Annotated in this window: 23 protein-coding genes; 11 read left to right on the top strand and 12 right to left on the bottom strand. The window is 42.6% G+C overall.

The genetic code is table 11. The features are described from left to right. Window positions 1-95: 95 nt before the first annotated feature. Entirely contained in the window at window positions 96-728 is a 633-nt protein-coding gene (locus ACT3QR_RS06785; protein ID WP_444520614.1) for an FxsA family protein, read from the bottom strand. A 259-nt stretch (window positions 729-987) separates the two neighbouring features. Here ACT3QR_RS06785 and ruvC point away from each other — a divergent pair, with 259 nt between their 5' ends. Further along, window positions 988-1,572, top strand: coding sequence for a crossover junction endodeoxyribonuclease RuvC (ruvC, locus tag ACT3QR_RS06780; protein ID WP_444520613.1), 585 nt, complete (start codon window positions 988-990; stop codon window positions 1,570-1,572). A gap of 153 nt (window positions 1,573-1,725) precedes the next feature. Here ruvC and ACT3QR_RS06775 read toward each other — a convergent pair whose 3' ends face one another. From ACT3QR_RS06775 to ACT3QR_RS06760, 4 genes are all read right to left on the bottom strand, one after another. Continuing rightward, window positions 1,726-2,676 carry an META domain-containing protein gene (locus tag ACT3QR_RS06775; protein WP_444520612.1) on the bottom strand — a complete coding sequence of 317 codons (951 nt, stop codon included), beginning with the start codon at window positions 2,674-2,676 and terminating at the stop codon, window positions 1,726-1,728. 324 nt (window positions 2,677-3,000) lie between these two features. Further along, window positions 3,001-3,663: a glutathione S-transferase family protein gene (locus ACT3QR_RS06770; RefSeq protein WP_444520611.1), complete on the bottom strand. Its 663-nt coding sequence runs from the start codon at window positions 3,661-3,663 to the stop codon at window positions 3,001-3,003. A gap of 221 nt (window positions 3,664-3,884) precedes the next feature. Then, entirely contained in the window at window positions 3,885-4,523 is a 639-nt protein-coding gene (locus ACT3QR_RS06765) for a peroxiredoxin (RefSeq protein WP_444520610.1), read from the bottom strand. Between the two features lie 446 nt (window positions 4,524-4,969). Continuing rightward, window positions 4,970-6,709, bottom strand: coding sequence for a glutamine--tRNA ligase/YqeY domain fusion protein (locus ACT3QR_RS06760; protein WP_444520609.1), 1,740 nt, complete (start codon window positions 6,707-6,709; stop codon window positions 4,970-4,972). Between the two features lie 306 nt (window positions 6,710-7,015). On the opposite strand from ACT3QR_RS06760, the gene ACT3QR_RS06755 reads away from it, so the two are divergent. Both ACT3QR_RS06755 and ACT3QR_RS06750 read left to right on the top strand, forming a co-directional pair. Further along, on the top strand, window positions 7,016-7,531 hold the full coding sequence (locus tag ACT3QR_RS06755) for a peptidylprolyl isomerase (protein ID WP_179798385.1): 516 nt from the start codon (window positions 7,016-7,018) through the stop codon (window positions 7,529-7,531). 123 nt (window positions 7,532-7,654) lie between these two features. Further along, window positions 7,655-8,512, top strand: a complete 858-nt coding sequence (locus ACT3QR_RS06750; protein ID WP_444520608.1) for a UDP-2,3-diacylglucosamine diphosphatase — start codon at window positions 7,655-7,657, stop codon at window positions 8,510-8,512. 128 nt (window positions 8,513-8,640) lie between these two features. On the opposite strand, the gene orn is transcribed toward ACT3QR_RS06750, so the two are convergent. Continuing rightward, the gene (gene orn, locus ACT3QR_RS06745) at window positions 8,641-9,228 is read right to left on the bottom strand and encodes an oligoribonuclease (RefSeq protein ID WP_444520607.1); all 588 of its coding nucleotides are present in this window, start codon (window positions 9,226-9,228) and stop codon (window positions 8,641-8,643) included. 230 nt (window positions 9,229-9,458) lie between these two features. On the opposite strand from orn, the gene rsgA reads away from it, so the two are divergent. From rsgA to secB, 4 genes are all read left to right on the top strand, one after another. Next, on the top strand, window positions 9,459-10,562 hold the full coding sequence (gene rsgA / locus ACT3QR_RS06740) for a ribosome small subunit-dependent GTPase A (RefSeq protein ID WP_444520606.1): 1,104 nt from the start codon (window positions 9,459-9,461) through the stop codon (window positions 10,560-10,562). Between the two features lie 221 nt (window positions 10,563-10,783). Beyond that, window positions 10,784-11,239 carry a rhodanese-like domain-containing protein gene (locus ACT3QR_RS06735; RefSeq protein ID WP_444520605.1) on the top strand — a complete coding sequence of 152 codons (456 nt, stop codon included), beginning with the start codon at window positions 10,784-10,786 and terminating at the stop codon, window positions 11,237-11,239. Window positions 11,240-11,511: 272 nt separating this feature from the next. Continuing rightward, window positions 11,512-11,775 carry a glutaredoxin 3 gene (gene grxC / locus ACT3QR_RS06730; protein ID WP_021813631.1) on the top strand — a complete coding sequence of 88 codons (264 nt, stop codon included), beginning with the start codon at window positions 11,512-11,514 and terminating at the stop codon, window positions 11,773-11,775. Between the two features lie 181 nt (window positions 11,776-11,956). Then, window positions 11,957-12,409, top strand: coding sequence for a protein-export chaperone SecB (gene secB, locus ACT3QR_RS06725; RefSeq protein ID WP_444520604.1), 453 nt, complete (start codon window positions 11,957-11,959; stop codon window positions 12,407-12,409). Between the two features lie 196 nt (window positions 12,410-12,605). Here secB and adk read toward each other — a convergent pair whose 3' ends face one another. The 6 genes from adk to ACT3QR_RS06695 all read right to left on the bottom strand — a co-directional run bounded on the left by adk (window position 12,606) and on the right by ACT3QR_RS06695 (window position 19,745). Next, complete coding sequence (gene adk / locus ACT3QR_RS06720; protein WP_444520641.1) at window positions 12,606-13,259, bottom strand: adenylate kinase; 654 nt, start codon at window positions 13,257-13,259, stop codon at window positions 12,606-12,608. Window positions 13,260-13,589: 330 nt separating this feature from the next. Beyond that, on the bottom strand, window positions 13,590-14,870 hold the full coding sequence (gene ccmI, locus ACT3QR_RS06715; protein ID WP_444520603.1) for a c-type cytochrome biogenesis protein CcmI: 1,281 nt from the start codon (window positions 14,868-14,870) through the stop codon (window positions 13,590-13,592). Continuing rightward, on the bottom strand, window positions 14,867-15,424 hold the full coding sequence (locus ACT3QR_RS06710) for a cytochrome c-type biogenesis protein (RefSeq protein WP_444520602.1): 558 nt from the start codon (window positions 15,422-15,424) through the stop codon (window positions 14,867-14,869). Before ACT3QR_RS06710 ends, ccmI begins: the two co-directional genes overlap by 4 nt. Beyond that, window positions 15,421-16,098: a DsbE family thiol:disulfide interchange protein gene (locus ACT3QR_RS06705; protein WP_444520601.1), complete on the bottom strand. Its 678-nt coding sequence runs from the start codon at window positions 16,096-16,098 to the stop codon at window positions 15,421-15,423. The genes ACT3QR_RS06710 and ACT3QR_RS06705 overlap by 4 nt, the downstream gene beginning before the upstream one ends. Window position 16,099: 1 nt before the next feature. After that, entirely contained in the window at window positions 16,100-18,130 is a 2,031-nt protein-coding gene (locus ACT3QR_RS06700) for a heme lyase CcmF/NrfE family subunit (protein WP_444520600.1), read from the bottom strand. Window positions 18,131-18,410: 280 nt separating this feature from the next. Then, entirely contained in the window at window positions 18,411-19,745 is a 1,335-nt protein-coding gene (locus tag ACT3QR_RS06695; RefSeq protein WP_444520599.1) for a hypothetical protein, read from the bottom strand. Window positions 19,746-20,237: 492 nt separating this feature from the next. Here ACT3QR_RS06695 and mrdA point away from each other — a divergent pair, with 492 nt between their 5' ends. The 4 genes from mrdA to rpsI all read left to right on the top strand — a co-directional run bounded on the left by mrdA (window position 20,238) and on the right by rpsI (window position 23,998). After that, window positions 20,238-22,223: a penicillin-binding protein 2 gene (gene mrdA / locus ACT3QR_RS06690; protein WP_444520598.1), complete on the top strand. Its 1,986-nt coding sequence runs from the start codon at window positions 20,238-20,240 to the stop codon at window positions 22,221-22,223. A gap of 53 nt (window positions 22,224-22,276) precedes the next feature. Continuing rightward, window positions 22,277-22,963: a 16S rRNA (guanine(966)-N(2))-methyltransferase RsmD gene (gene rsmD / locus ACT3QR_RS06685; RefSeq protein ID WP_444520597.1), complete on the top strand. Its 687-nt coding sequence runs from the start codon at window positions 22,277-22,279 to the stop codon at window positions 22,961-22,963. A gap of 210 nt (window positions 22,964-23,173) precedes the next feature. Beyond that, a complete protein-coding gene (rplM, locus tag ACT3QR_RS06680; protein WP_057761004.1) occupies window positions 23,174-23,602 on the top strand; it encodes a 50S ribosomal protein L13 in 429 nt (142 codons plus the stop codon). A 9-nt stretch (window positions 23,603-23,611) separates the two neighbouring features. Continuing rightward, entirely contained in the window at window positions 23,612-23,998 is a 387-nt protein-coding gene (gene rpsI, locus ACT3QR_RS06675; protein WP_444520596.1) for a 30S ribosomal protein S9, read from the top strand. The last annotated feature ends 297 nt before the right edge of the window (window positions 23,999-24,295 follow it).

The raw sequence follows: 24,295 nt of genomic DNA, 5'->3' as shown, positions 1-24,295 counted from the left end.
ACACCTTTTATAACTGGTTTACTTACTACCACTAAAAAGCCCTTTCCGTCATTGACGAAAAGGGCTTTTTTTATGCTTATGATTTCGCTAAATAGTTATTCGTCATTAGCAGATTTCGTAATTTTTTTTACATCTTTAGGGACGTTTTTAGCGGTACCATCAACGGTAGTATGCTGTTTAAACACATCACCAAATGGGTTTTGTTGCTGTTGACCAAATGGATTTTGACCATTCATACCACTTGCGCCACCGAATGGGTTTTGGCCACCCATACCACCAGCACCGCCAAATGGGTTTTGACCGCCGCCCATTTGACCACCCATCTGTTTTGCCATCATTTCCATCATTTTTTGCTGATTGTTCATGACATAATTATTGGCCAAGTCTTTTAGCTTTTTTTGCACAGGTGGCAATACGACCAATAACGCTATCAAATCACTGAGCACCCCAGGGATAAGCAATAAAACACCAGCAACTGCCATCGCGATACTTTTGATCATGGTGGTCTCTGGTGGACGCATGGCAGGGTTCATCATGCCACCAGCTTTCATTTGCTGTGCCATTGGATTAAGAGCAGCCATACCTTTGCGTATTAATGAGATACCGATAACTGCAGCAATAATAAACCATATAAATACCCACCAGCCGCTCATAAATTGCGCAAGCAAATACCACAGTAGCATCTCGATAATAAACCAAACAATGGCTATACCAACTATCTGACCCATAAAGTGTCGTCCTATAAAATAAAAACCAATAAATTGAACGCCATGAAAATTAAAATGGCTAACATATGATGTATATGGGGATTGGTTGCTATACTATCAAACTTAAGGCTAATTTTTAAGCCATATAGTCGGTACAATACAATTTGGATATAAGGAAGGCGAACGTCAGCACTACAAGTAGTAAGCTGAGCGAGTCTGACTCCGTACCTCATTTATATAAGATTGAATGTAAAATAAAATGTAAGCAAGACGGAATATTATGGCAATTATTATAGGCATTGACCCAGGGTCACGCATGACTGGTTATGGAATAGTACAGCAAACAGGGGATAAACTGACCTATATCGATGCAGGGACGATTCGCACAGATACTAAAGAGATGCCTGAACGCCTCAAGCGCATCTTTAACGGACTAACTCGTATCACAAAACACCATTTAAAATATGCCGACGAGCCTATTTATACAGCGATTGAGCAAGTATTTATGGCGGAGAACCCTGATTCTGCACTTAAGCTTGGGCAAGCACGTGGCGCAGCGATTGCAGCGATGGTTGCCTTAGATTTAGAAGTATCAGAATATACTGCTCGGCAGATTAAACAAGCCGTCTGTGGCTATGGAGCTGCGGGCAAAGAGCAAGTACAAGAGATGGTGTGTCGTATACTATCGTTAGAAGTTGTACCGCAACAAGATGCTGCCGATGGACTTGCCTGCGCCATCTGTCATGCTCACTCAAGCCACTCCATGAACAAGCTAATATTGAATAGTGCCATGCGCGGACGCGGTGCTTCTAAAAAGAAAGGTCGTTGGCGTTTGACTGAAGAAGATTTAGGTAACTTACGTTAAATATAAACATTAAAACAGCTCGACATTGAAGCAGGAAGGCATTAAAACGGATAAATATCAAAATAGCTAGTCCATAAAAAAACACGTGCTATTAGACACGTGTTTTTTTATGGCTATAAGTATTTCAACTCTCAAAGCTCAAACGACAACAGGCTACTCTGTAACTGAACTTTCAATCACTGCATCTAGTATATAGGCATACTTTTCATCAGCAGTATCATCTTTGATTGGCTCACTGGCCTCTGACACGTCATCGATGTTTAGCGCATAGCGTTGTAAGCGTAATACTTCTTCATGTTTGTTGTCGTGCTGATAGCCATCAATTTCACCAAAGAATACTCGCCACTCTCCTTCGTAAGTTTTGATGCCTTGATTATTATAGGTGATAGGCTTGATTTGTAAACACTGTTCAGAGCTGCTTGCTTCACACGGTACAGTTTCGGAGTTTACTGCCCAAAATACTGTCTCACCTTTGCTATTGTATTTTGCTTGTGCAGTAAGCCTACCATTCCACACTAAAGTCACATCGTCATCAGTAACCTGCGTTAATACCGTGTTATCGCCTTGATCTATATTGAATTCACTGCTGCCTTGCATAAATGTATTCAAGGTATTTTCAGCTTCGTCCAGATCGCCACAGGACATTTTCGTACTCATACCCTCTTCAGTAGTCAAAGTATGCCCTTTTAACTGGTAAACTGCACTAATCGTATTACAGCCTACGCTATAGCTTAGCGTGTCTTGCCCTTGATACTGGTTAAATGAAAGGGTTGTATGACTGTTAATATTCGTAAGATCAACCACAGGTTGTTCATTAGCATCGATTGTACCTACTAGCGTCCAACGATGACGAGATAAGGTGGTCATTAGCTTTTCTTTATCGGTCAATTCAGTAGATTTAGATTCATTTAGTGTAGATTTGATACTAGATATTAAACTTTCATTTGTTGCTGTGTTTGTCACTTCACTATCTTCAGCAGTCTCTGCCATATCGTTTTCGCCAGAGGCCGCTTCTTGGTGACACGCACTTAGAATCAGACTAACCACCATCACACTGGGCAATAGCAGTGCTTTTAACGTTGGCTTATTTCGGCTACCTACCATATTACATACCTCTTAGTAAGCTTGTACAACTTATCTCACGTACCCTCTATGTTTTGAAACACTTACTCAAAAGATGTCATAATTTAAAATTACCTCTTTAAGTAAACGGTTTTGAAACATAACTTATATAACATTGATATAACGGGGTTAGACTGACCACTATAACCTTGGCTCTGTTGACCTATGTAACGAAATGTTGATTTTTATTATATTTCATAAAAAAACAGCTAACGGTTGGGGTTAGCTGTTTTGCTTTATCGCGATCAATTTACTGAGAAGGGTAATAGATAAACCTTGTGATTTGAACTATTTTCCTAGAACCTTTTAGTCATTCACATTTGCAGGTTTGGCTTTAGCCATCTTTTTAATACTAAAGCGGTCATTCATTTTTTGGTAAAAACGAGCTAGGTTTGCACCTTGTTCATTAGGATCTACTTTGAGTACTTTGCCAAAGTCTAAACCTATATAGAGTACGATATCGGCAAAACTTAATTGCTCACCAACCAAATACTCGCGGTCTTCTAGTATGCTTTCAAAATAAGCAAGTGTTTTGACACCTCGTGCGATAGACGGCTCAACAAACTCTGGCACTTGCTCAACACGTTGAGCCTTAGCAGGATTACTATGTTGAAACGCCAACATGAAGTTGTATAGTACTTCGAACTCTGCAATGCGGCGCATAGAACAAACTTGCGCACGCTGTACCACATCATTACCCATTACTGAACGCTCACCGTAAACGCGGTCGAGATATTCACAAACAGCCTGTGAATCATTTAGAACAGTCCCATCAGACAGTGTTAAGACTGGAACCGTACGCATCGGGTTCATGTTAGTAAACTCATCTGAATTCTGCTCACTTTCCGCAAAATCAATATCGATAACATCGATGTCATCCATGTTATCAACATCGATACCTTTTGAGGCCAATAGGATAAGCGCTTTACGTGGATTGGGCGCGGTACGGGTAATATATAGTTTTTTCATAGTAAACTCCTTGTAATAATGATTAGACAACAACTTAGCGCTGATACGCTTTATTATGGTTGTTGTACTTATAAGCATAAACCTATTGATACGCTATACCACAGTTATAGCCTAATCTAACCGTCGTGGCAAAGTTTTATTAATCATAAAATAGAAATAATAAAAGCCCCATAACTCTAAGTCATGGGGCTTTATTTAATCACATTTAGTCATCAGTATAATTATTTGTTTGGTGCAGGTGTAGTACGTAGATACGGCTTAATCTCTTTATGACCTTTTGGGTATTTTGCAGCGATATCTTCATTTTTTACACTTGGTGGAATAATCACGTCATCACCATCTTTCCAGTCTACTGGTGTTGCAATGTTATACTCGTCCGATAACTGTAGTGCGTCAATCACACGGATAATTTCATCAAAATTACGACCACAGCTGGCAGGATATGTCAGTGTTAGACGGACCTTTTTGCTTGGATCAATAACAAAGACGCTACGTACTGTATGAGTGCTATCAGCATTAGGATGCATCATGTCATATAGTTCAGCGACTTCTTTGTTAGGATCAGCGATGATTGGAAAGTTCAGGTCTGTACCTTGAGTCTCACCGATATCGCTCGCCCACGCTTTGTGATCTTCTAGGCTATCAACAGAAATACAAATTGGTTTTACATTGCGCTTTTGAAACTCACCATTCAATGCAGCGGCGCGACCAAGCTCAGTGGTACATACTGGCGTAAAATCTGCTGGATGAGAAAAGAAAACGACCCAGTGATCACCTGCCCACTCGTGGAAATTGATATCACCTTCTGTGGTTGTAGCGTCAAAATTTGGTGCGGTATCACCTAAACGTAAATGTGCCATGTTTGAATCCTTAGTTATATGGGTGAACACTTATATCGACACGTCGGCCTCGCGTTCTATTATTATCATCGACGTGCTTAGCTATCAAATATAACATAAAGCACATCCGTAAAAACTGACTTTATCTTAACAAACTGGTTATGAATGTCTTGTGACGGATTGTAATGCGGTTATTCCATCTAACGCTAAGCTGATGGACAGAGTTTTTAATAAGTTTTTATGAATCAACAGCTTTAATAAATAACTAGACCACCATCCCTGCATCCCATAAGAAAAATTCGCCACTATAATCATGCACAAACATGCACAAAATAACCATGTATAAAAAAGCCCATCCCTAGCGTACTAGAAATGGGCTTGCTTGCAAACTACTATTGTTCAGTATTATTTCAAAGTACCCTATCCATTTGGATAACAGTGTTTTTCAAATATTAAGCCAATATAAACTAAGCTGGCTTATAGCTATCACGCAAACTAACGATTTGATTAAAAACTGGCTTATCAGCACTGTGATCTTCGCTGTCAGAGATGAAGTAACCTTCACGCTCAAACTGGAAGCGAGTGCCAGCATCTGCATTAACCAAAGATGGTTCAACCACGGCGTTTAACTCAGTGAGCGAGTTCGGATTTAGCGCTTGATGAACATCAGCCACGCCACTTGGGTCTTCAGCACTGAACAGCTGCTCATACATGCGTACTGTGGCTGGTACACCTTGGCTGGCTGATACCCAGTGAATCACACCTTTGACCTTACGCCCTTCAGGGTTATTGCCCAAAGTAGTAGGGTCAATTGTCGCTTTTAGCTCAACGACATTGCCATTTTCATCAGTAATATGCTCAGTGACGGCTAGCACATAAGTATTACGTAGACGAATCTCTGGCTTTTCTGGAGAGAGGCGCTTGTAGCCTGCTGGCGGTTCAATCTCGTAATCACCTTGATCGATATATAGCGTTTCGGTAAATGGAATCTCACGCTCACCCATATCCACGTTAGGATGATTAGGCTGAGTCAACCAAAGCGTCTGAGTCGCCTCATCAAAACGTGCGTTAACGCTATCGGCTTTTTGCGACTCCCAGCTGCTGACCGCTTCGCTAAAGTTAGTGATAGTCACTTTTAATGGCTTTAGGACTGCCATACCACGACCAGTTGTCGTTTCTAACGATTGACGAACGCTGAATTCTAACAAACGAAAATCAACCACACTATCCGCTTTGGTCACGCCCACACGCTCACAAAAATCACGCAAGCCCTCTGGCGTATAACCACGGCGACGCATGCCAGCGACAGTTGGCATACGTGGGTCATTCCAACCACTGACGATACCTTCATCTACCAATTGCTTTAGCTTACGCTTACTAGTCAATGTATGGTCAACGTTTAAGCGGCTAAACTCATACTGATGCGGTGGTACGTCAAAGCCGATTTTCTCAATGACCCAATCATAAAATGGACGATGATCTTCAAACTCAAGCGTACATAATGAATGGGTAATACCTTCTAGCGCATCCGAGAGTGGATGAGCAAAGTCATACATGGGATAAACGCACCATTTATCACCAGTCTGATGATGCACTTGATGCATTACACGATAAATGACAGGATCACGCAGGTTCATATTTGGGCTAGCCATGTCAATTTTGGCGCGCAAGATAGCCTTTCCTTCAGCGTACTTACCTGCTTTCATATCATTAAAAAGCGCTAGGTTTTCTTCAACACTGGCATCACGATATGGTGAAGGCGTTCCTGCTTCATTAAATGAACCACGGTTATCGCGGATTTGCTCCGGGGTTTGCAAATCAACATAAGCGTCGCATTGCTCAATCAATTGGACTGCCCATGCATGTAGCTGATCAAAATAACCTGAGGCATGATGTGCCTCGCCTGCCCACTCAAAACCTAACCACTGTACATCGTTCTTAATATTGTCGATATAATCTTGCTTTTCGGCAGTTGGGTTGGTGTCATCAAAACGCAGGTTGCACACACCGCCGAACTCTTTGGCCACACCAAAGTTCAAGCAGATAGATTTTACATGGCCTAAATGCAGGTAGCCATTTGGCTCAGGCGGAAAGCGCGTTACAATTTGCTGGTATTTTTGCGCATTGACATCGTCACGAATGATATTACGAATAAAATCGTTTTTTGGTTCGTCTTTTTGTGCATTGTTGCTTGAGTGATCACTCATCGGGCATTGCTCCTAACGCAAATTGTCAGTTCATGGTGCGTGCCATCACGCATCACAAAACGTTTAAACTAGAATATTAAAATAAAACGAGAATATAAAAACTTAGATAGTGCGACAGCATTATCAAAATTTGTCAAAAATGGGTAAAGTTGCGTTATTCTATCAGGTTTCGCAAACGCATTAACAGCCTGATACATGACACGAGATAAAAAAGCCGTTAGACTACCCATAACTTTTTAACCACCAATTTTTTAGCCACCACTTGACAGTGTTATTTAAGGCGCTGCAACCAAAAAGGAATCTCCCATGGTAGACATGCCACCAGTAGTAGAACTAGAAACCAATATGGGTGCGATCGTTATCGAACTCAACGAAGAGAAAGCACCAAAAACCGTAGAAAATTTTTTAAACTACGTAAAATCTGGTCAGTATGACGGTACAATTTTCCATCGCATCATTGATGGTTTCATGATTCAAGGCGGCGGAATGGACGCTGAGATGAATGAAAAGCCAACCAATGCGCCTATCGAAAACGAAGCGGACAATGGTTTAAAAAATGACAAAGGTACTATCGCAATGGCGCGTACCCAAGACCCTCATTCAGCAACTAGCCAGTTTTTCATCAACGTAAAAGACAACGACTTCCTAAACCACTCTGGCAAAAACATGCAAGGTTGGGGCTACACCGTATTTGGTAAAGTCACTAGTGGTATGGACGTTATCGAAAAAATGCGCAGCGTACCAACGGGTCGTTTCGGCATGCATGCTGATGTGCCAAAAGAGCCAGTTGTTATCAACTCAGCTACTATCGTTACTCAGTAGTAGCTATTTAATAGCAGCTATTCAGTAATAGTTACTTAGCGATAGCTGTGAATGAGCGAGCATTTTTTAATAGAATTGATTAGAAAATGCTCGCTATACGATAAGTCACGAGGACAAAGATAAATGCAAAGTTTTAATCACTTAATCACGACCCGCCCTCATCAAGTGCGGCAAGTATTGATTAGCGATTTGCATTTATCGCCTCAAGAGCCTGCCTTAGTGCAGGCTTTTTTAGCGCTGCTCGATGACTGTCTTGCCCTACCTACTCTCAAACGCCTCTTTATATTGGGTGACTGGTTTGAGGTGTGGCTGGGTGATGATACCTACCTGTCACTGTCAGAAGATGAGCAGGTGGCGCACTGGTTGACGCCGCTTATCATTAAACTCAAACAATTACGTATCAATGGATGTGAGATATTAGTCATGCACGGCAATCGTGACTTTTTACTGGGTCAGCCGTTTTGTAACCTGTTCGGTGGTGAACTTATCAACGAGCCGTACACTTTGCCTATTGGTCCGCAGAATTATCGCTTAGAACATGGTGATACACTCTGTACTGACGATAAAAAATATCAGTTTTTTCGCAAGATTATGCGTAACCGCTTAACACAGTGGTATTTGCTTAATAAGTCGCTAGAAAAACGCTTAGCTATCGCAGACAATATGCGACAACGAAGCCAACAGAACAATGCTAGTAAGGCCGCTTATATCATGGATGTGAACGATGAAGCCGTAAGTAAAGCCATCACCACTAGCGATGCATTATTGCACGGACATACCCATCGCCCCGATATCCATCAGGCGACTACTGATAAAAAACGTTATGTGCTTGGCGACTGGCGATTATTAGATGAAGATTCCCGCCAGCCGAAAGTCAATGCAGTGATTGGGGCAGTAACAGATGACGAGAATTCAAATGACCGTTTGAATAGTAATGATGCTGAGTTTGGGTTGTTTGAGTTTGAATGTCTTATTCGCTAAAGCACGTTCAATGGCGTTTTAAACAACGTATCTCAAAACATTTTTCTTTAATACAAAAAGGGTCGGTTGATAATTCAACAGACCCTTTTTACTTTTACTACACTCTTAAACTGCTTATCGCCCGCTCTTTAGTCCATCAATTTAAAGAAATGCTGACGATAATGCTTTAGCTCACGAATAGAGTCGCGAATATCGTCTAGGGCTAAGTGACTACCACCTTTTTCAAAGTTTCGCAAAATATCAGGACGCCAGCGGAAACAAAGCTCTTTGATTGACGATACGTCAAGATTGCGATAATGGAAGAAACGCTCAAGTTCTGGCATTTGGCGCGCCATAAATCGACGATCTTGGCAAATAGAATTACCACACATTGGCGATTTTCCACTATCAACCCATTTGTTTAGGAACTTGATAGTCTCAGCTTCGGCTTCTGCCAACGTTACCGTACTACGACGCACACGATCGACCAATCCAGATTGACCGTGCTGCTTGGTATTCCAGTCATCCATTTTATTTAAGACTTGATCCGATACTTTGATAGCAAATACTGGGCCTTCAGCAAGTACGTTCAAATCTTCGTCAGTAACGACAGTAGCAATCTCGATAATCTCATCGTTTAAGGTATCAAGTCCGGTCATTTCTAAATCAATCCACACCAGCCCTTTTTTGCCTTTATTTTTGATTTTAATCTTGTTGGGATGGTCACCGGTAGTCATACAGTATCCTATGGTCATTGAATTTTGGAACAGTTTTAAACACAATTTAAAAAACGTATTACGAGTAAAGACTCGTGCTCAGACAGTATTGTAGCGCACTGATAGATTTGAAAAATCTAATAAGCAGCTAAAATATTACAAAACCACTGTCTGCCGCAGACGCTTTAGGCTGTATGTTAGCAAATTTTCACGCTACACTTAGCAATATTTTTATAATAGGTCACAAACCCATGGCATTAATCCGGCAACGCAAACTGACTAAACAACAGATTCGTCGCATCGACAAGCAGCAACTGTCCAATCAAGATAGTATTGATGACAGTTTGATGGATGGCGTGGTCATGGCGCATTACGGTAAGCAACTAGAAGTACAAGTCACTAGCCTGCCTGCAGTGATACCTGAGCAGCCAGAGATTGCACCTGATGATCCTGAGCCATTTTGGCAAGCGCTTGAATTGAATGATATTTGGCGCTGTCATGTGCGTACTAACTTACCGATGCTAGCTGCTGGTGATCAAGTTCGCTGGAATGCTGACTCTAATACCGGCTTTGGACGTATCGAAGCTGTTAAACCGCGTACATCGCTAGTGTCTCGTCCTGACCGCTATCATAAGCTCAAACCTGTCGCTGCCAATGTCGATATTTTGGCGATTGTTTTTGCGCCATTGCCTGCCGCCGCGCCAACACTGATCGATCGCTATCTCGTGGTATGTCATCATGCAGGCGTCAAACCACTATTGGTACTTAACAAAGCCGATTTATTGGCAGCAGAAAACGGCGTAGATACCAATGAATTATTAGCACAATATGCCGCACTTGGTTATGAAAGTGTTCTGACTTCGGTCGACTGCCCTGAAAATATTGCCGAGAGCGATGAGCAAGAAGGCCCTGATGAGCTAAAGCGCTATATAGATAAAAAACTAGTTATCTTTGCTGGTCAATCTGGCGTCGGTAAAAGCAGTTTGATCAATGCCCTACTTCCCGACTCTGGTCAGAGCGTCAATATCATCTCACAAAACTCTAAGCTCGGTCAGCACACGACGACGACCAGTCGACTGCTGCCATTCAATCCAAAAGACCTCACTCAAGGCGGTATCGTTGATACACCAGGAATTCGTGAGTATGGTATTTGGCACCTCACCCCTGACGATATTATCTCAGGCTTCATTGAGCTAGCACCATTGGCTGGCAACTGCCAATTCCGTGACTGTCGCCATACTCACAACAGCAAAGGCTGCGCATTATGGCAGGCAGTCGCTGATGGTGAGGTATTGCAGCGCCGTGTTGAAAACCTCGTTACGCTACGAGAAGAAGCTGATACTAAGCCTTATTGAATTTTAGTTTGTTAGTGTCCGCCTTCGTTAAATGCGGTATTGTGAGTAGATATTTTTATTAAGCTGAAAATCTCAATAGATAAGTGCAATAACCACTTAATCATTGCTCGTGTCATCGCCCGTTTACTATAGATGACCTTATCGGTATAATAGCGCCTTGTTCAATATCATTGGGCTGTCTTCTCAGCTCGATAGAACACTTATTTTTTTGGAGGTATGGTTTGGATCGTGCGCTGGAATTTGTGGGCAACCACCCGTTTTTATTTGGTATATTAGCCGTACTTGCTATACTGTTTTTTACGATTGAAAACAAACGTAGCGGTAGAAAAATATCGCCTAACACGCTTGGCATGATGGTCAACTCTCAAAACGCGCAGCTTATTGATATTCGCGCTAAGAAGAAGTTTGAATCAGGCTATATTCAAGGCAGCCGCAATATACCGTTTACTGACCTCAAAGACCGCTTAGAAGAGATTCGCGCGATTGAGCAGCCAGTGATTATCATCTGCGACATGGGCGTACAAGCAGGCGCTGCGATTCAGATGATTGGTAAAGATAGTGTCTACCGCTTAGATGGCGGTGTCGGCGGTTGGCAAGGCGCTGGTATGCCATTGGTTGGTGTAAAAGACACCAAATCAAAGACTAAAGGTAAAACAAAACCAAGTCTAAGCAAGTAATAGGCCGGTATAAGCGCTATAAAAAAGACACCTTCTTATTAGGTGTCTTTTTTATGGTACGCTTTTTATATTCTATTTATAGTTTAAAAGACGTTTTGGGCCAAAACAGCTTGAATTTGTTATGCCCATCCCCACTTTAGTAATGAGCATCACCAAATGCATTTATACTTTACTCATTGATAACAGACTATACCAACTCTGAGGCTATGATGATTTATCATGCTCTTTATAATAAGTTTGTTATCCCATAAATTTATAAATAAGGATTTACCATGACTGTATCTGTGAAAGTTTATACTACCCCTATCTGCCCATACTGCTCAAACGCCAAACAACTACTGAAAACCAAAGGCGTTGATTATGAAGAAATCGGTATGCACGATATGAGCAGCGAAGAGCGTCAAGCATTAATGAAAAAGACCAATAACTACCGCACTGTGCCGCAAATCTTTGTTGGTGAAACCTTTGTTGGTGGTTTTGATGAGCTCAACCAAATGAACCAGCAAGGCAAACTTGACGAGCTATTGGCTGGTTAATCTGCTACATCTCTTTACTGTCTGTCTTTATCTATGTAAAGATAGGCAGCGGCGAATTTTAATAGAACATTAAGAAGTAATGATAAGAAATATCAAGTTTTCATCTTGATTTATATTACAATGAATTTTTATTGAAATGACGATTTGTCCAATCATTTGATTTAATTTTAGAGGATTTACCATGGCTGAAGAACAAGCACAACCACAATTGGCACTAGAACGTATCTATGTAAAAGATATGTCACTTGAAGTTCCAGGCGCTGGCGTATTCACCAAAGAGTGGAACCCAGAGCTTGATATCAATTTGTCTAGCAACGCTGAAAAATTAGATGATGATCATTATCAAATTATCCTAACTGTGAGCGTTACTGCCAAAAATGCGGAAGAAGCAGCGTTTATCGCTGAAGTGCATCAAGCAGGTATCTTCTTACTAAAAGATATTCCAGAAGACCAAATCGGTCAAATCCTAGGTGCATATTGCCCTAATGTGTTGTTCCCATACGCTCGTGAAGTCATCAGTGACATCGTGACACGTGGTAGCTTCCCACAATTGCTACTAGCACCTGTGAACTTCGATCAAGCATACGCGCAAAGCCAGCAGCAAGCGCAAGTGGATGCTGAAGGTAATGCATAGGTATTGATCAAAAGTATATGAGCTTTATAAGTTATATATGTTGATAAAAGAGCCGTTTACTTATAATGAGTGAGCGGTTTTTTTGTGGCCATGTTTTTATAATGCACAAAGTCATCAGCCATAAAAAAACCCTGTTACCAAACAGGGTCTTCAATGACTACATCGACTGGCTAAATCAATTAGCTAAAATCGACAATTAGCCTTTTAGTGCAGACAAGATTTGCTGCTTAACATCATCGATACCTTGCGTACCATCAAACTTGTCATAGCTAGGTGCGTCATCGCCTTCTTTAGCTTTGTCTTGGTAAAAACCAACCAATGCTGACGTTTGCTCATGATAAGTAGACAGACGATCACGAATAGTCGCTTCTTGGTCATCTTCACGCTGGATAAGCGCTTCACCAGTGACATCATCGATGCCTTCAACCTTTGGTGGATTGTGATGGATATGATACACACGGCCTGAACCTGGATGCTGACGACGGCCAGACAGACGGCTAACGATTTCGTCATCAGGAACACTGATCTCAACCACATGGTCAATAGCAACATCAGCGTCTGCAAGTGCTTGCGCTTGAGGAATAGTACGCGGGAAACCATCTAAAATACAACCATTGACACAATCAGGCTTAGCGATACGCTCTTTCACTAGGTTGATAATAAGGTCATCAGAAACCAAACCACCAGCATTCATGATATCTTTGGCTTTTTTGCCAAGCTCGCTACCTTCTTTGATTGCTGCACGTAGCATGTCGCCAGTTGAGATCTGTGGAATATCATATTCTTTAGAAATAAACTGGGCTTGGGTACCTTTACCGGCGCCTGGTGGTCCTAGTAAAATAATACGCATCATTACACGACTCTCCTTAATAGATAGGATTTTGGGATTAATAAAACCCAGGGATTATTTGTTTGCAAAGCTACCTTACCTTGTGGCCCTGCAAAGCTCAAGTATTTTCATTATTGATGTGATAAGTTGGCATGACTTATCTGTTCATATGTAGTCAATTCAGAATAAAAAGTAGAAAATTGACTGTATTTGGAATGTCTAGTTAACTACCTGAATCAACTTCACACCTCTTCTAATCAAGTCAATCATCGCACTGTTGCTCACGGCTATGCTGAGCAACAGCATCTATATAATAAACACCATTTTTGTTAGGTATTTATACTACTATAACTATGGAACTTGCTGATTGATTTCCACATTAACTTCAGTTTGTTCTGCGCCGATGACCACTGGGTTACCAGAAAGGTCACCTGATTCTGCGGTAGCATTACCGCTATGGCTGATACGAGCGATGACCGCTAGCTGTACTTTATCAGAACGAGCCGACCCAAGAGTACGCTCTGGCATCATAGCATCAAGATCACTTAGACTAATAACGGCTTCGCCTTGCTTGATATTGCTGATTGGTAGACGCTTCGCTGCAAATGGTGGACCACCTTTTACATCACGTATCGCTACAAACAGTGTATCGTCAGCTTTTACCAACGGTAGTAGACTGGCATTGACTTTGACCGTCACTTCGACGCCTTCAGAGGCTTGCTGCTGCTGCATCACCACATTAGCACTAAGCTCGTCTAGACTTGATAGCGCTTGCGTGTGATCTCCTGGTTTGGCTGCGATACTCTCACGCAGACGCTTAATCCAGCCTTGTGCTTGATCGAAGTTACTAGCACGTGCTTCACCCATCGCCATAAGCATTTGTGCGCCTTCATGCTCTGGGTTTGTGGCTAGTATATTTTCTAATACTCGGCGGCTATTTGCATCTAACTGACCTTTATTAGCAAAGAAACTGATCTGCGCATAAGTGGTCGCAATTTCTTCATTATCAGGTGATAGACGATAAGCGCGCGACAATGCCTCTAACGCTGAATCAGTCGCTTCTAATGATAAGAACAGCTCCGATAGGCGCATCCAGCGATTGTAGTCACTAGCATGACGATAGACGTTAGTCTGCATGGCACTAATCAACTGATTACCATCTTCAATTGCCCAAGCAGGTGGCTGATCGATTCTACCTGCTAATAGATCATCCGCCACTTGGCCAACTTTGTCTTCAGCAGCCCACAACTCAAATACGGGTGTGCGATCACCGACCATCAGATATGCCATGGCAGTCAATACAGGTACCCAAACGATAACAATCAAGCGGCTTTTGATACCTGGCGTGACCATCGGTGAGACTTCACGCTGGGCATCCAAAAGTTGACGTTCAAGCTCAAGTTTTTGGTTTTGATAATGATGATCATCAATAACGCCACTGTCTTTATCTGTTTTCAGTTCTGCTAGTCGCTCACGGAACACAGCAACGTTGATATCTAGTAGTTGATTGTCCAAAGGCTTACTATGTGAACGCGGTGCTTTTAACCATGGTTTAATGGTGATAACACCCAGCAACAAAGCGACAAGTAAACTTAGCGCAATAAATAAGCCAACAGTAGAAAATATGGTCATTTTTTGCCCCCAAGGCTTGTAGTGTCGTCTTTGTCATCATTATTAGCTCGTGACAATAAGCGATCAAGTTCTGCTTTTTCAGCGGCAGACAATGCTTTTACATTGTTGTCTATTGTCACACCACCCTCGCCACTAGCGACGAGCTGACGACGTTTGCTTTGCCAAAACCAACCAACTAGCAAAACGATCAATAATAATGGTGGGAAAAACCATAAAATCCATGTTGAAGGACGTACCGGTGGCTTATAGCTGATAAAGTCACCGTAGCGTTCTTGCATATACGCTCGAATCTCGCCATCACTACGACCATCTTTAATCAAATCATAGGTCTTTTGTTTTAAGTCTTGCGCAATGGGTGCATCAGACCCTGCCAAGTTTTGATTTTGGCATTTTGGGCAGCGCAGTTCTTCGATAAGACCACGATATTGGGCTTCTTGTTGCACAGAGTCAAAGTCATAAACATCAATTGCAGCAAAACTGGCCATGCTGAATAGACAGGCGATCAGCAAGCTTGCTAACTTGATAGTCGCACTTCTTATTTGATGGGCTATCATTTGCACACCTCCGCAACTTGACTCGGATCTGGACTAACCCCATTATTGCTAGCCTCATTGAGTACCATCAAGCAAGGCGTAATACGACTTTGCCAATTGCTTTCGTTGATTTCACCGACGATATGCTGACGAATAACCCCTTCACCATCGACGATGAAAGTCTCAGGAGCACCTGTCAGACCCAGGTCTAAAGCAAATTGTCCTGACAAATCCTGAATAGACATAGAGAACGGATCACCGCCGCGATTCAGATACCCTAATGCATCGCCAATATCATCTTTGTAATTGACACCCACTAAGTTAACGCCGCGCTCTTCTAGCTCCATCAAAAATGGATGCTCAATAATACAAGTTGGGCACCAAGAGCCCCAGATATTCATTAAAAATGGCTTATCTGGCAAGTTGTCATTGGTCATAATACGACTGGTATCTGACAACAACGGTAGTTCAAAGGCAGGTACTGGGCGTTCTAGAGCCGTATTGGTCACGATATCAGTCGGTTTGCCCAAACGCATATAGAGTATAGCGACCAAGCCAATAAAGATAACCAACGGAATCAAAAATCCAATCTTTAACTTTTTCTTACTTTTCACTTTATTGCTACTTGTCGTTTTGCTACCGTTGACGGTTGCTTGTTGAACTTTGTTATCAGGTTCATTGCTTGAGGTAGTCATATCAACGCTCCCCTATCTTTGTAGCTGAAGTATCTAAATCTGCAACTGTAGCAAAGCCTGATTTTTTGGCCGCAATTTGCGCAGGTGTTTTGGTTTTTTTGATACGATAACGACTGTCTAGCATACTGAGTAATGCACCAAACGCCATGATAAGCGCACCCAACCATATCCAGCGAATAAGCGGTTTAACATAGATTCGAAAAGCCCATTCATTGCTATCTTCGGCAATCGGCTCACCAAGTGCTACGTAGACATCGCGCATCAGATTGGCATCAATCGCAGCCTCTGTCATCGGCATCATACTGATAATATAGTTACGCTTTTCAGGGTATAACGTGGTCACTTCTTGACCGTCTTTACTGACCATTACTTCTGCTTGTGTGGCATCAAAGTTACTACCTTTTACTTCACGGAAGCCTTGTACAGTAAAGTCATAACCTTGTACATTCACACTATCATTAGGCCCTAATGCCACATCACGCTCAATGCTCAACGTGCTGGTAAATGCCACACCGATGACTGCAATGATGACGCCAATATGAGCGGTTTGTTGACCCCAGTAACTTAGACGTAACTGACGTAAACCCTTTAAGCGACTTGGTGCATTTTTGGTTTTATCTTTGAAGTCGACAACCATCCATAATAGTACCCAAAAGCTCACGACCAATGTGACACCAATATTTAGCATCGCTGATGGACTGGTGAAGTAGGTGATGATGGCAGCCAATACCAAACTACTTACCGCGATAACCATACCAGCGCCTAATAACGGACGGCTGTCTTGTTTCCAGCGGATATTAGAACCCATACCCATTGCCACTAATAGTAGCCACGTCAACGGCACAAATAGTGCGTTGAAGTATGGAGGGCCAACAGACACCTGACCTAAATTAAAGGCATCAGCAATAATAGGATAGAGCGTACCAAGTAGCACTACTAAGGTTGAAATCAGAATAATAACGTTGTTAATCACCAAAAATGATTCACGTGAGATAAGTCGATACTGACTCTCGACCGTCAAACGCCAGCCGCGTACAGCGAACATCAACAGACCACCGCCAACAATGATACCGAGGATCACTAGAATCACCAGACCGCGCGTCGGGTCAGCGGCAAATGAATGCACTGACGTGATGACACCTGAACGTACTAAGAACGTACCAAGCAGACTGAGCGCAAAAGCAAAGATTGCAAGCATGATTGTCCATGCTTTAAATACACCGCGTTTTTCGGTGACAGCAAGTGAATGCAGTAGCGCTGTCCCTGCCAGCCACGGCATCAATGAGGCGTTCTCTACTGGATCCCAGAACCACCAACCGCCCCAGCCAAGCTCATAATAAGCCCACCATGAGCCAAGTGCGATACCGACTGTTAAGAAACCCCAAGCAGCCAATGCCCATGGACGCGACCAGCGTGTCCATACTGCATCCAAACGCCCTTCCCACAGTGCTGCCATACAAAATGCAAATGGTACAACCATGCCCACATAGCCCATATAGAGCATCGGTGGGTGAATGATCAAACCAAAATCTTGCAATACAGGGTTTAGATCCGCGCCATCAACAGGCAGATTAGGCAATGTGCGATCAAATGGTGATGAGGTAAAGATAAGCATCGCTAGCATCATCATCTGCACGCCTGCTAGTATCACAAGCACTCGCGCACGCATAGATAACGGCAACCCACGACTGAAATATGAGACCAGCGCACACCAAGTGGCCATGATGGTCATCCAAAGCAGCAACGAGCCTTCATGCCCGCCCCATGTCGCAGACAACTTGTAGTACCAAGGTAGCAATGTATTTGAGTGCTGAGTGACATAGACGAGACTAAAATCATTGTAATAAAAGCCTGCCATCAGCGCAGCGAATGATGTAATCATTGCCGCAAATTGTGCCCATGCCAGACTTGGCGCCAAACGCTGCCAAGCGACGTGGTCACGCATGACGCCAATGGTTGGTAGTACCACCTGCAAAATCGCCAGTATAAAAGCGGCCAGCAAGGCAAAATAACCCAATTCTGTGATTAACATACGGTCTAACCTTGTTTACCTTGGATACAATTAAGGGTTCACCGATGGCATTGCTAGCCACTGGCAAACGCTAATAATCCTTTATGCGGTCATAGTTTACGGTTAAAAACTGAGGTTTCAATTGCTGTAGAAGCACATAAAACCCGCTACTATCGTTGTGACGTACCAATATGAATGATTGATACAAAATGCTTATCTATTGTTAATTCTGCATTTTTTAGTTATTAAAAGCTTGTTCAGTACAGCGACTCATGACTATTTAAAAATACTTATTCATGCATTACTGCACTGAGGGGAAAAATACTAACACTAAATGCAACCAACCTGCTAGAAAACCGGTCAAACCGCCCAAAACAATCAGCGTCATCTCATCCTCACGAAAAGCTGGACGCAATAGATTCTGAAATTCATTTGGCGTGAGCGCACGTATTCTATCGCGAAACAGACCAAATATCTTACTAGCTCGGCTTTCATTCAGCTCAGGATCTCGCAATGGTACCATCGTTGCGACAATAGACTTGTCGATGATGGTATTTTTTAATTGTCCATAATCACGGCGACCCAAGCCCACGCGTAATGTTGTGCTGATCACTGGCGACTCAAGCACCGTATATAGATGCGATTTCATCAAATCGCGCGTTTGCGCTGAGCGGTCACCATACATCATTTCATTCATAATGTTTTCTAAAGTGACCAAATCTTTTACCACAATCTCAGCAAAAACCTCAGAGACTTCCTCTTGGCGCTTCATGAAGCCGCCTTGTAAACGATACTTTGCGATATGCGGCATGACTGGTTTGATAAATGGAAAGCGACTCTGCACCGTAAATAGCTTCAAGTAAGGTATAAAGTGCGGCTCTACTGGATTAAACACCATCCAAATAGCAATCCAATTGGTGAGAAAGCCCCAAATCGCAGCAAAAAATGGTACGGTCCAATGCTGGGGCACCATCAAAAATATAAACATCTGGATAATACCAAATACCAAACCAATCAAAGCACTGATATGCCAGATAAAATCGATCTCTTTTTGCCCGACCTTTAAAAACATATTGACCATCAGGCGACGATCGTTTTCCATTGTATTAACAATCATCTTACGCATATCGACTAGATCTTCGACATGGTGGGTCAAATCTGTTACAAGCGACTGCATAATACTGGGTAGCTCTTGATGTGCTTGAGCATAAACTCGACGTTTAATCGCATACGGTAAATTGCCCCACAATGCTGGCGAATGATCCAGCATAATCTCATCTATCAAAGGTTCAAGATTCCTATCAACCGTATCAGTGACAAATGTCGCCGTTTGCTCAGGCTCCATCGCCTGAAAAAACTCATCAAGCGAACCGAGTTTTGAGAGTGTTTGGTCAACAATAACGCCTGATATCTTGCCCGCTTTACGCGGAACGATACCTTGCCAACCGATCCCTGGCAACCCAAAAAATGGGAAGTTAGGAATACGAACACCCCGAAACTTAATCGGATAGAATAGCATTTTGAGCGCCATCCACACATGTAACCAAGTGACAAATGCCGTCACTGGTGGGATAGTCAGCATGGCGAAAAACTCTGGGTGTTCAGCTATCGTCTGCCATAGTGAATTTACGTCCATGACTTATCTAGTCCCTGACAGGTTGATTGTCGTTGCTAATATTATCGTTACAGATAACAAACCTTTAGCAAAATAAGAACGTTTCAAAAGACGCTCCGCCCATAATAACTACTATAAAATAAATCGCCTGATTTTAGCATACTTGCCATTTATTAGCACATATAGACCATAGTCGAGTTATAACTAAAAATGATATATCTCACGGAACCCCTCAACCCTCAAAGACCCGAATATAAGCCAGTTTTTGGCTAATAGATAAACAGAACAAAATATATGACTGAGTACTGCGCCTTCTCATTTGTTCTGTTATAATTTGTAGTAAAATAACTAAGACTACCTGCGTATAAATGAATGCATGACGTTTTCACATCGCACCTTCTATGTGATTGAAACCACTTGTATTATCCTTTAGACTCACCGCACTTTGGTTAACCAGCCTGCCCTCTTATTTTTCCTTTATTGACTCACTGACCGTTTGGGCTCTAATCTTCTATGAATAAACCGATAACTCCCAATACCCAGCAGGTCAACAGTACCTTTACCAATCGTATTATCATTTTTGGGATTATAATATTGATTGGTCTGGGCGGTTTGATAACACGGTACGGGTATTTGCAAGTCTACGCTCATGACCAGTACACAACGCAAGCAGATAACAACCGTATTAAACTGATATCTGCACCGCCTAGTCGTGGTTATATTTACGATCGTAATGGGGTGATCCTGGCAGACAATCAGCCTGTATTTACAGCGATGTTAAGCCCTGATGAGGTCGAAAACCCAGAGCGTACGTTAAATCTACTTGCGCCTATTTTCGATTTAACTGATACAGATATTACCGATATTTTGGCGCGTCTAAGTAAAAATAAGAATGACCCTGTAACCATCAAAATCGATTTAACAGAAGCGCAACTGGCTCAGTTTAGTGAGCGTAAGCCATTTTTCCGCGGCGTCTCTATCCAAAGTAAACTTACCCGCTCATATCCGTATGATGAGCTGTTTGCCCATGTCATTGGTTATGTTGGCCGCATTAATGATAAAGAGTCTAAACGCATTGATAAAGACCGTTATGCTGGTACTGACCTAATCGGTAAAATTGGCATCGAGGATTACTACGAAGACATCTTACTTGGGCAACCAGGTTATCAATCAGTCGAAACAGATGCGCATGGCAATATTTTACGTCAACTGGATACCAAGCCACCGATAGCTGGCAACGATATTACGTTAAGCTTGGATTATGGTCTGCAAACCATCGCTCAGCAGCAGCTTGATGGACGCCGCGGTGCAATCGTTGCGATAGATCCAAAAAACGGTGACGTCTTAGCATTTGTCAGTAATCCCAGTTACGATCCTAACCCTTTTATATCAGGCATCTCTTACAGAGACTACGATGACCTGCGTGAGGATCTGGATCAGCCACTGTATAACCGTGCGCTTCAGGGTACTTACCCACCTGGCTCCACTATCAAGCCATTTGAAGGTTTAGGCGGCATTCATTATGGTTTACGCGATTGGAACAGCACCATCTATGATCCTGGCTATTTTAGCTTACCTGGCGACACGCATCGATTCCGCGACTGGAAACGTGGTGGTCATGGTACAGTAGATCTCAAAAAATCTATCATGATGTCAGTCGATACTTATTATTATAAGTTGGCTTATGAGATGGGTATTCAACGTCTGCACGATTGGATGGTACGCTTTGGTTTTGGTGAGGATACTGGTATTGATTTGCCTAATGAAAAATCAGGCATTATGCCATCGCCGAAATGGAAAAAAGATTCTTACGATAAAGACTGGCTACCAGGCGAGACCATATCGGTCAGTATTGGACAAGGTTACTTCTTGGCGACACCGCTACAGATTGCCAACGCGACCGCCATGACGGCCAGTAAAGGACAGCACATTACCCCGCATTTGTTAAAAAGCAGTGACGGTGCTGCGGACGTCAATATTATCACTGAGCCAGACGGCAAAATTGATTACAACGGCAAGCCATCAGACTGGTTACGCATGCACGACGCTATGGAAGACACTGTTAAAAGTGGTACTGGGCGCGGCATCTATACACCGCGCTATCGTATCGCTGGTAAAACAGGTACCGCACAGGTGAAATCTATCGCTCAAGGCAAACGCTATGACAAGTCGGCAATCGATAAGCGCCACTGGGATCATGCTTGGTTTAATGGCTTTGCGCCAGTAGAAGATCCACAGATTGCGCTTGCCGTACTGGTCGAAAACGGCGGTGGTGGTAGTACTACTGCTGCTCCTATTGGCCGTGCGCTATTTGACTACTGGATGATACAACGTAAGACGGATCCTATACTTCCACCTTCTGCGGATGAACTAAAAGCCATTAAACGCCAAAAAGCTTTCGAAAAAGCCATGCGTGACGCCATTCGTGATAAAGAGGAAAAAGCATTGGAAGAGAAAGAAGCCACAGAAGCCGAAACAGCGACAGCAACGTCTGAGTAACTAACCATTTAAACCGTAAAATTCAGCAAAGAATTGGTAAGCGAGACACAATAATGAAAAAATCCTCAAATGGACGCGCATCAAAGAATCACCGTAAAGCGAAAAATGCAGCAGCAGGTGATGTGCGTATCATTGGTGGACAGTTTAAACGCCGTATTGTCAGTTTTATCGATGCAGATGGTCTGCGCCCAACCCCAGATCGCTTACGGGAGACTTTATTTAACTGGCTACTCGCTGATATTCATGACGCCTATGTACTCGATAGCTGTGCTGGCAGTGGCGTACTAGGGTTTGAAGCGCTATCTCGCGGCGCTGCTCACACGACATTTATCGAAATCAATCCAGCACAAAGTAACATGCTACGTCAGAGTGCTGAGCAGTTGCGCCTTGAGGCGTCTTCCTACCAAATTATCACTGGTACTGCTGAGCAGGTATTGAATCAAGGACAGCTGACTGATCGGCCTTTTGACATTGTCTTTATCGATCCGCCTTATGCTCAGGATTTATGGCAGCCTATTTTGACGTCGCTTATTATCAACGCTTCAATTAATACTGAAACATTGATTTATTTAGAAGCTGATAAAGATTTGTCAGTACAGCTTAAGCAATTAGAAGCGTCGCTAAATGAAAGATTAGGCTCGCCATTAAGCGTTATTCACCAACCAATCGCTTTTGAATACCTGAAACAAACCAAAGTTGGACAAGTTGTCGCTGGACTTTATCGTCTATCATCGTCATAATTGTCGGGTTAATAATAGCCATTAACATATTTTACAAATGTTTAGAACCGCTAAAAACTGGCCGACGCTGCAGTTTAATGTATATAAGGCGAAAATAAACCCCAATGCAGCTTGCAAGCGTAGGCGCTACTGCTTATAATGTGCAGTCTGTTTTTTGAGAGCCCCGTTCCCAGCTAAACTCTCAACGAATTCTAATTTTAAGGTTTTATCATGAAAACACTTAGTGCAAAACCAGCTGAAGTGACCCATGACTGGTATGTCGTAGATGCTGACGGCAAAACCCTTGGTCGCTTAGCCACTCAAATCGCAACTCGCTTACGTGGCAAGCACAAGCCTTCTTTTACTCCGCACGTTGATACTGGTGACTTTATTGTTGTCATCAATGCTGACAAAATCACGGTAACGGGTAAAAAAGCACAAGACAAAAAGTACTATCGTCACAGTGGCTACCCAGGTGGTATCAAAGAAACCAACTTCAACAAGTTGCTTGCACATAAGCCTGAAGATGTTCTACACAAAGCAGTTAAGGGTATGCTTCCAAAGGGCCCTCTTGGCTATGCGATGATCAAGAAGCTGAAACTTTATGCGGGTACTGATCATCCACATACTGCACAGCAACCTAAAGAACTAGACATCTAAGGAATACTTATGGAACGCAATTACGGAACTGGTCGCCGCAAGACGTCTACTGCTCGTGTATTTTTATCAAAAGGTACTGGTAGTATCGTTGTTAACGGTAAGCCACTTGACGAATATTTCAGCCGTGAAACTTCACGCATGGTTGTACGTCAGCCATTAGAACTACTAGACTCTGCTAACGCATATGATTTATATGTAACTGTTGCAGGCGGTGGTACTACTGGTCAAGCTGGCGCAATCCGCCACGGCATCACACGTGCATTAATCGAAGCTGACGAAACTTTGAAGCCTGCCCTAAAAGCAGCTGGTTTTGTTACTCGTGATTCACGTCAAGTTGAACGTAAGAAACTGGGTCTACGTAAAGCACGTAAACGTCCACAGTTCTCAAAACGTTAATCAAAACTCTCTCTTATATTTTTGCTGCTGTTGTCTTTTTCTCAGAGCTTCAGTAGCAAAACTAAATAAGAGCCTGGTTTTGCAAAACCTTATAAGCTGGTCACAGCTTATAAGGTTTTTTTATGCCTACTGATAGCGCGTTAAATATATGATTAACTCAGTCAAATATGCTTTGCGATATATTGATAATTATCATGAATCTAACATTCGTTCTTTTTAGTTAATAGTCAAAGCATGAGATATTGTTTCGACACTACAAAGTAGCGCATCTATAAAATTCTAACTTGCAAAGCATTT

Origin of the sequence: Psychrobacter sp. AOP7-B1-25, assembly GCF_052376195.1 — a bacterium.
In the GTDB taxonomy this organism is placed as follows: domain Bacteria; phylum Pseudomonadota; class Gammaproteobacteria; order Pseudomonadales; family Moraxellaceae; genus Psychrobacter.
This window is presented reverse-complemented; position numbering and strand designations above follow the sequence as displayed.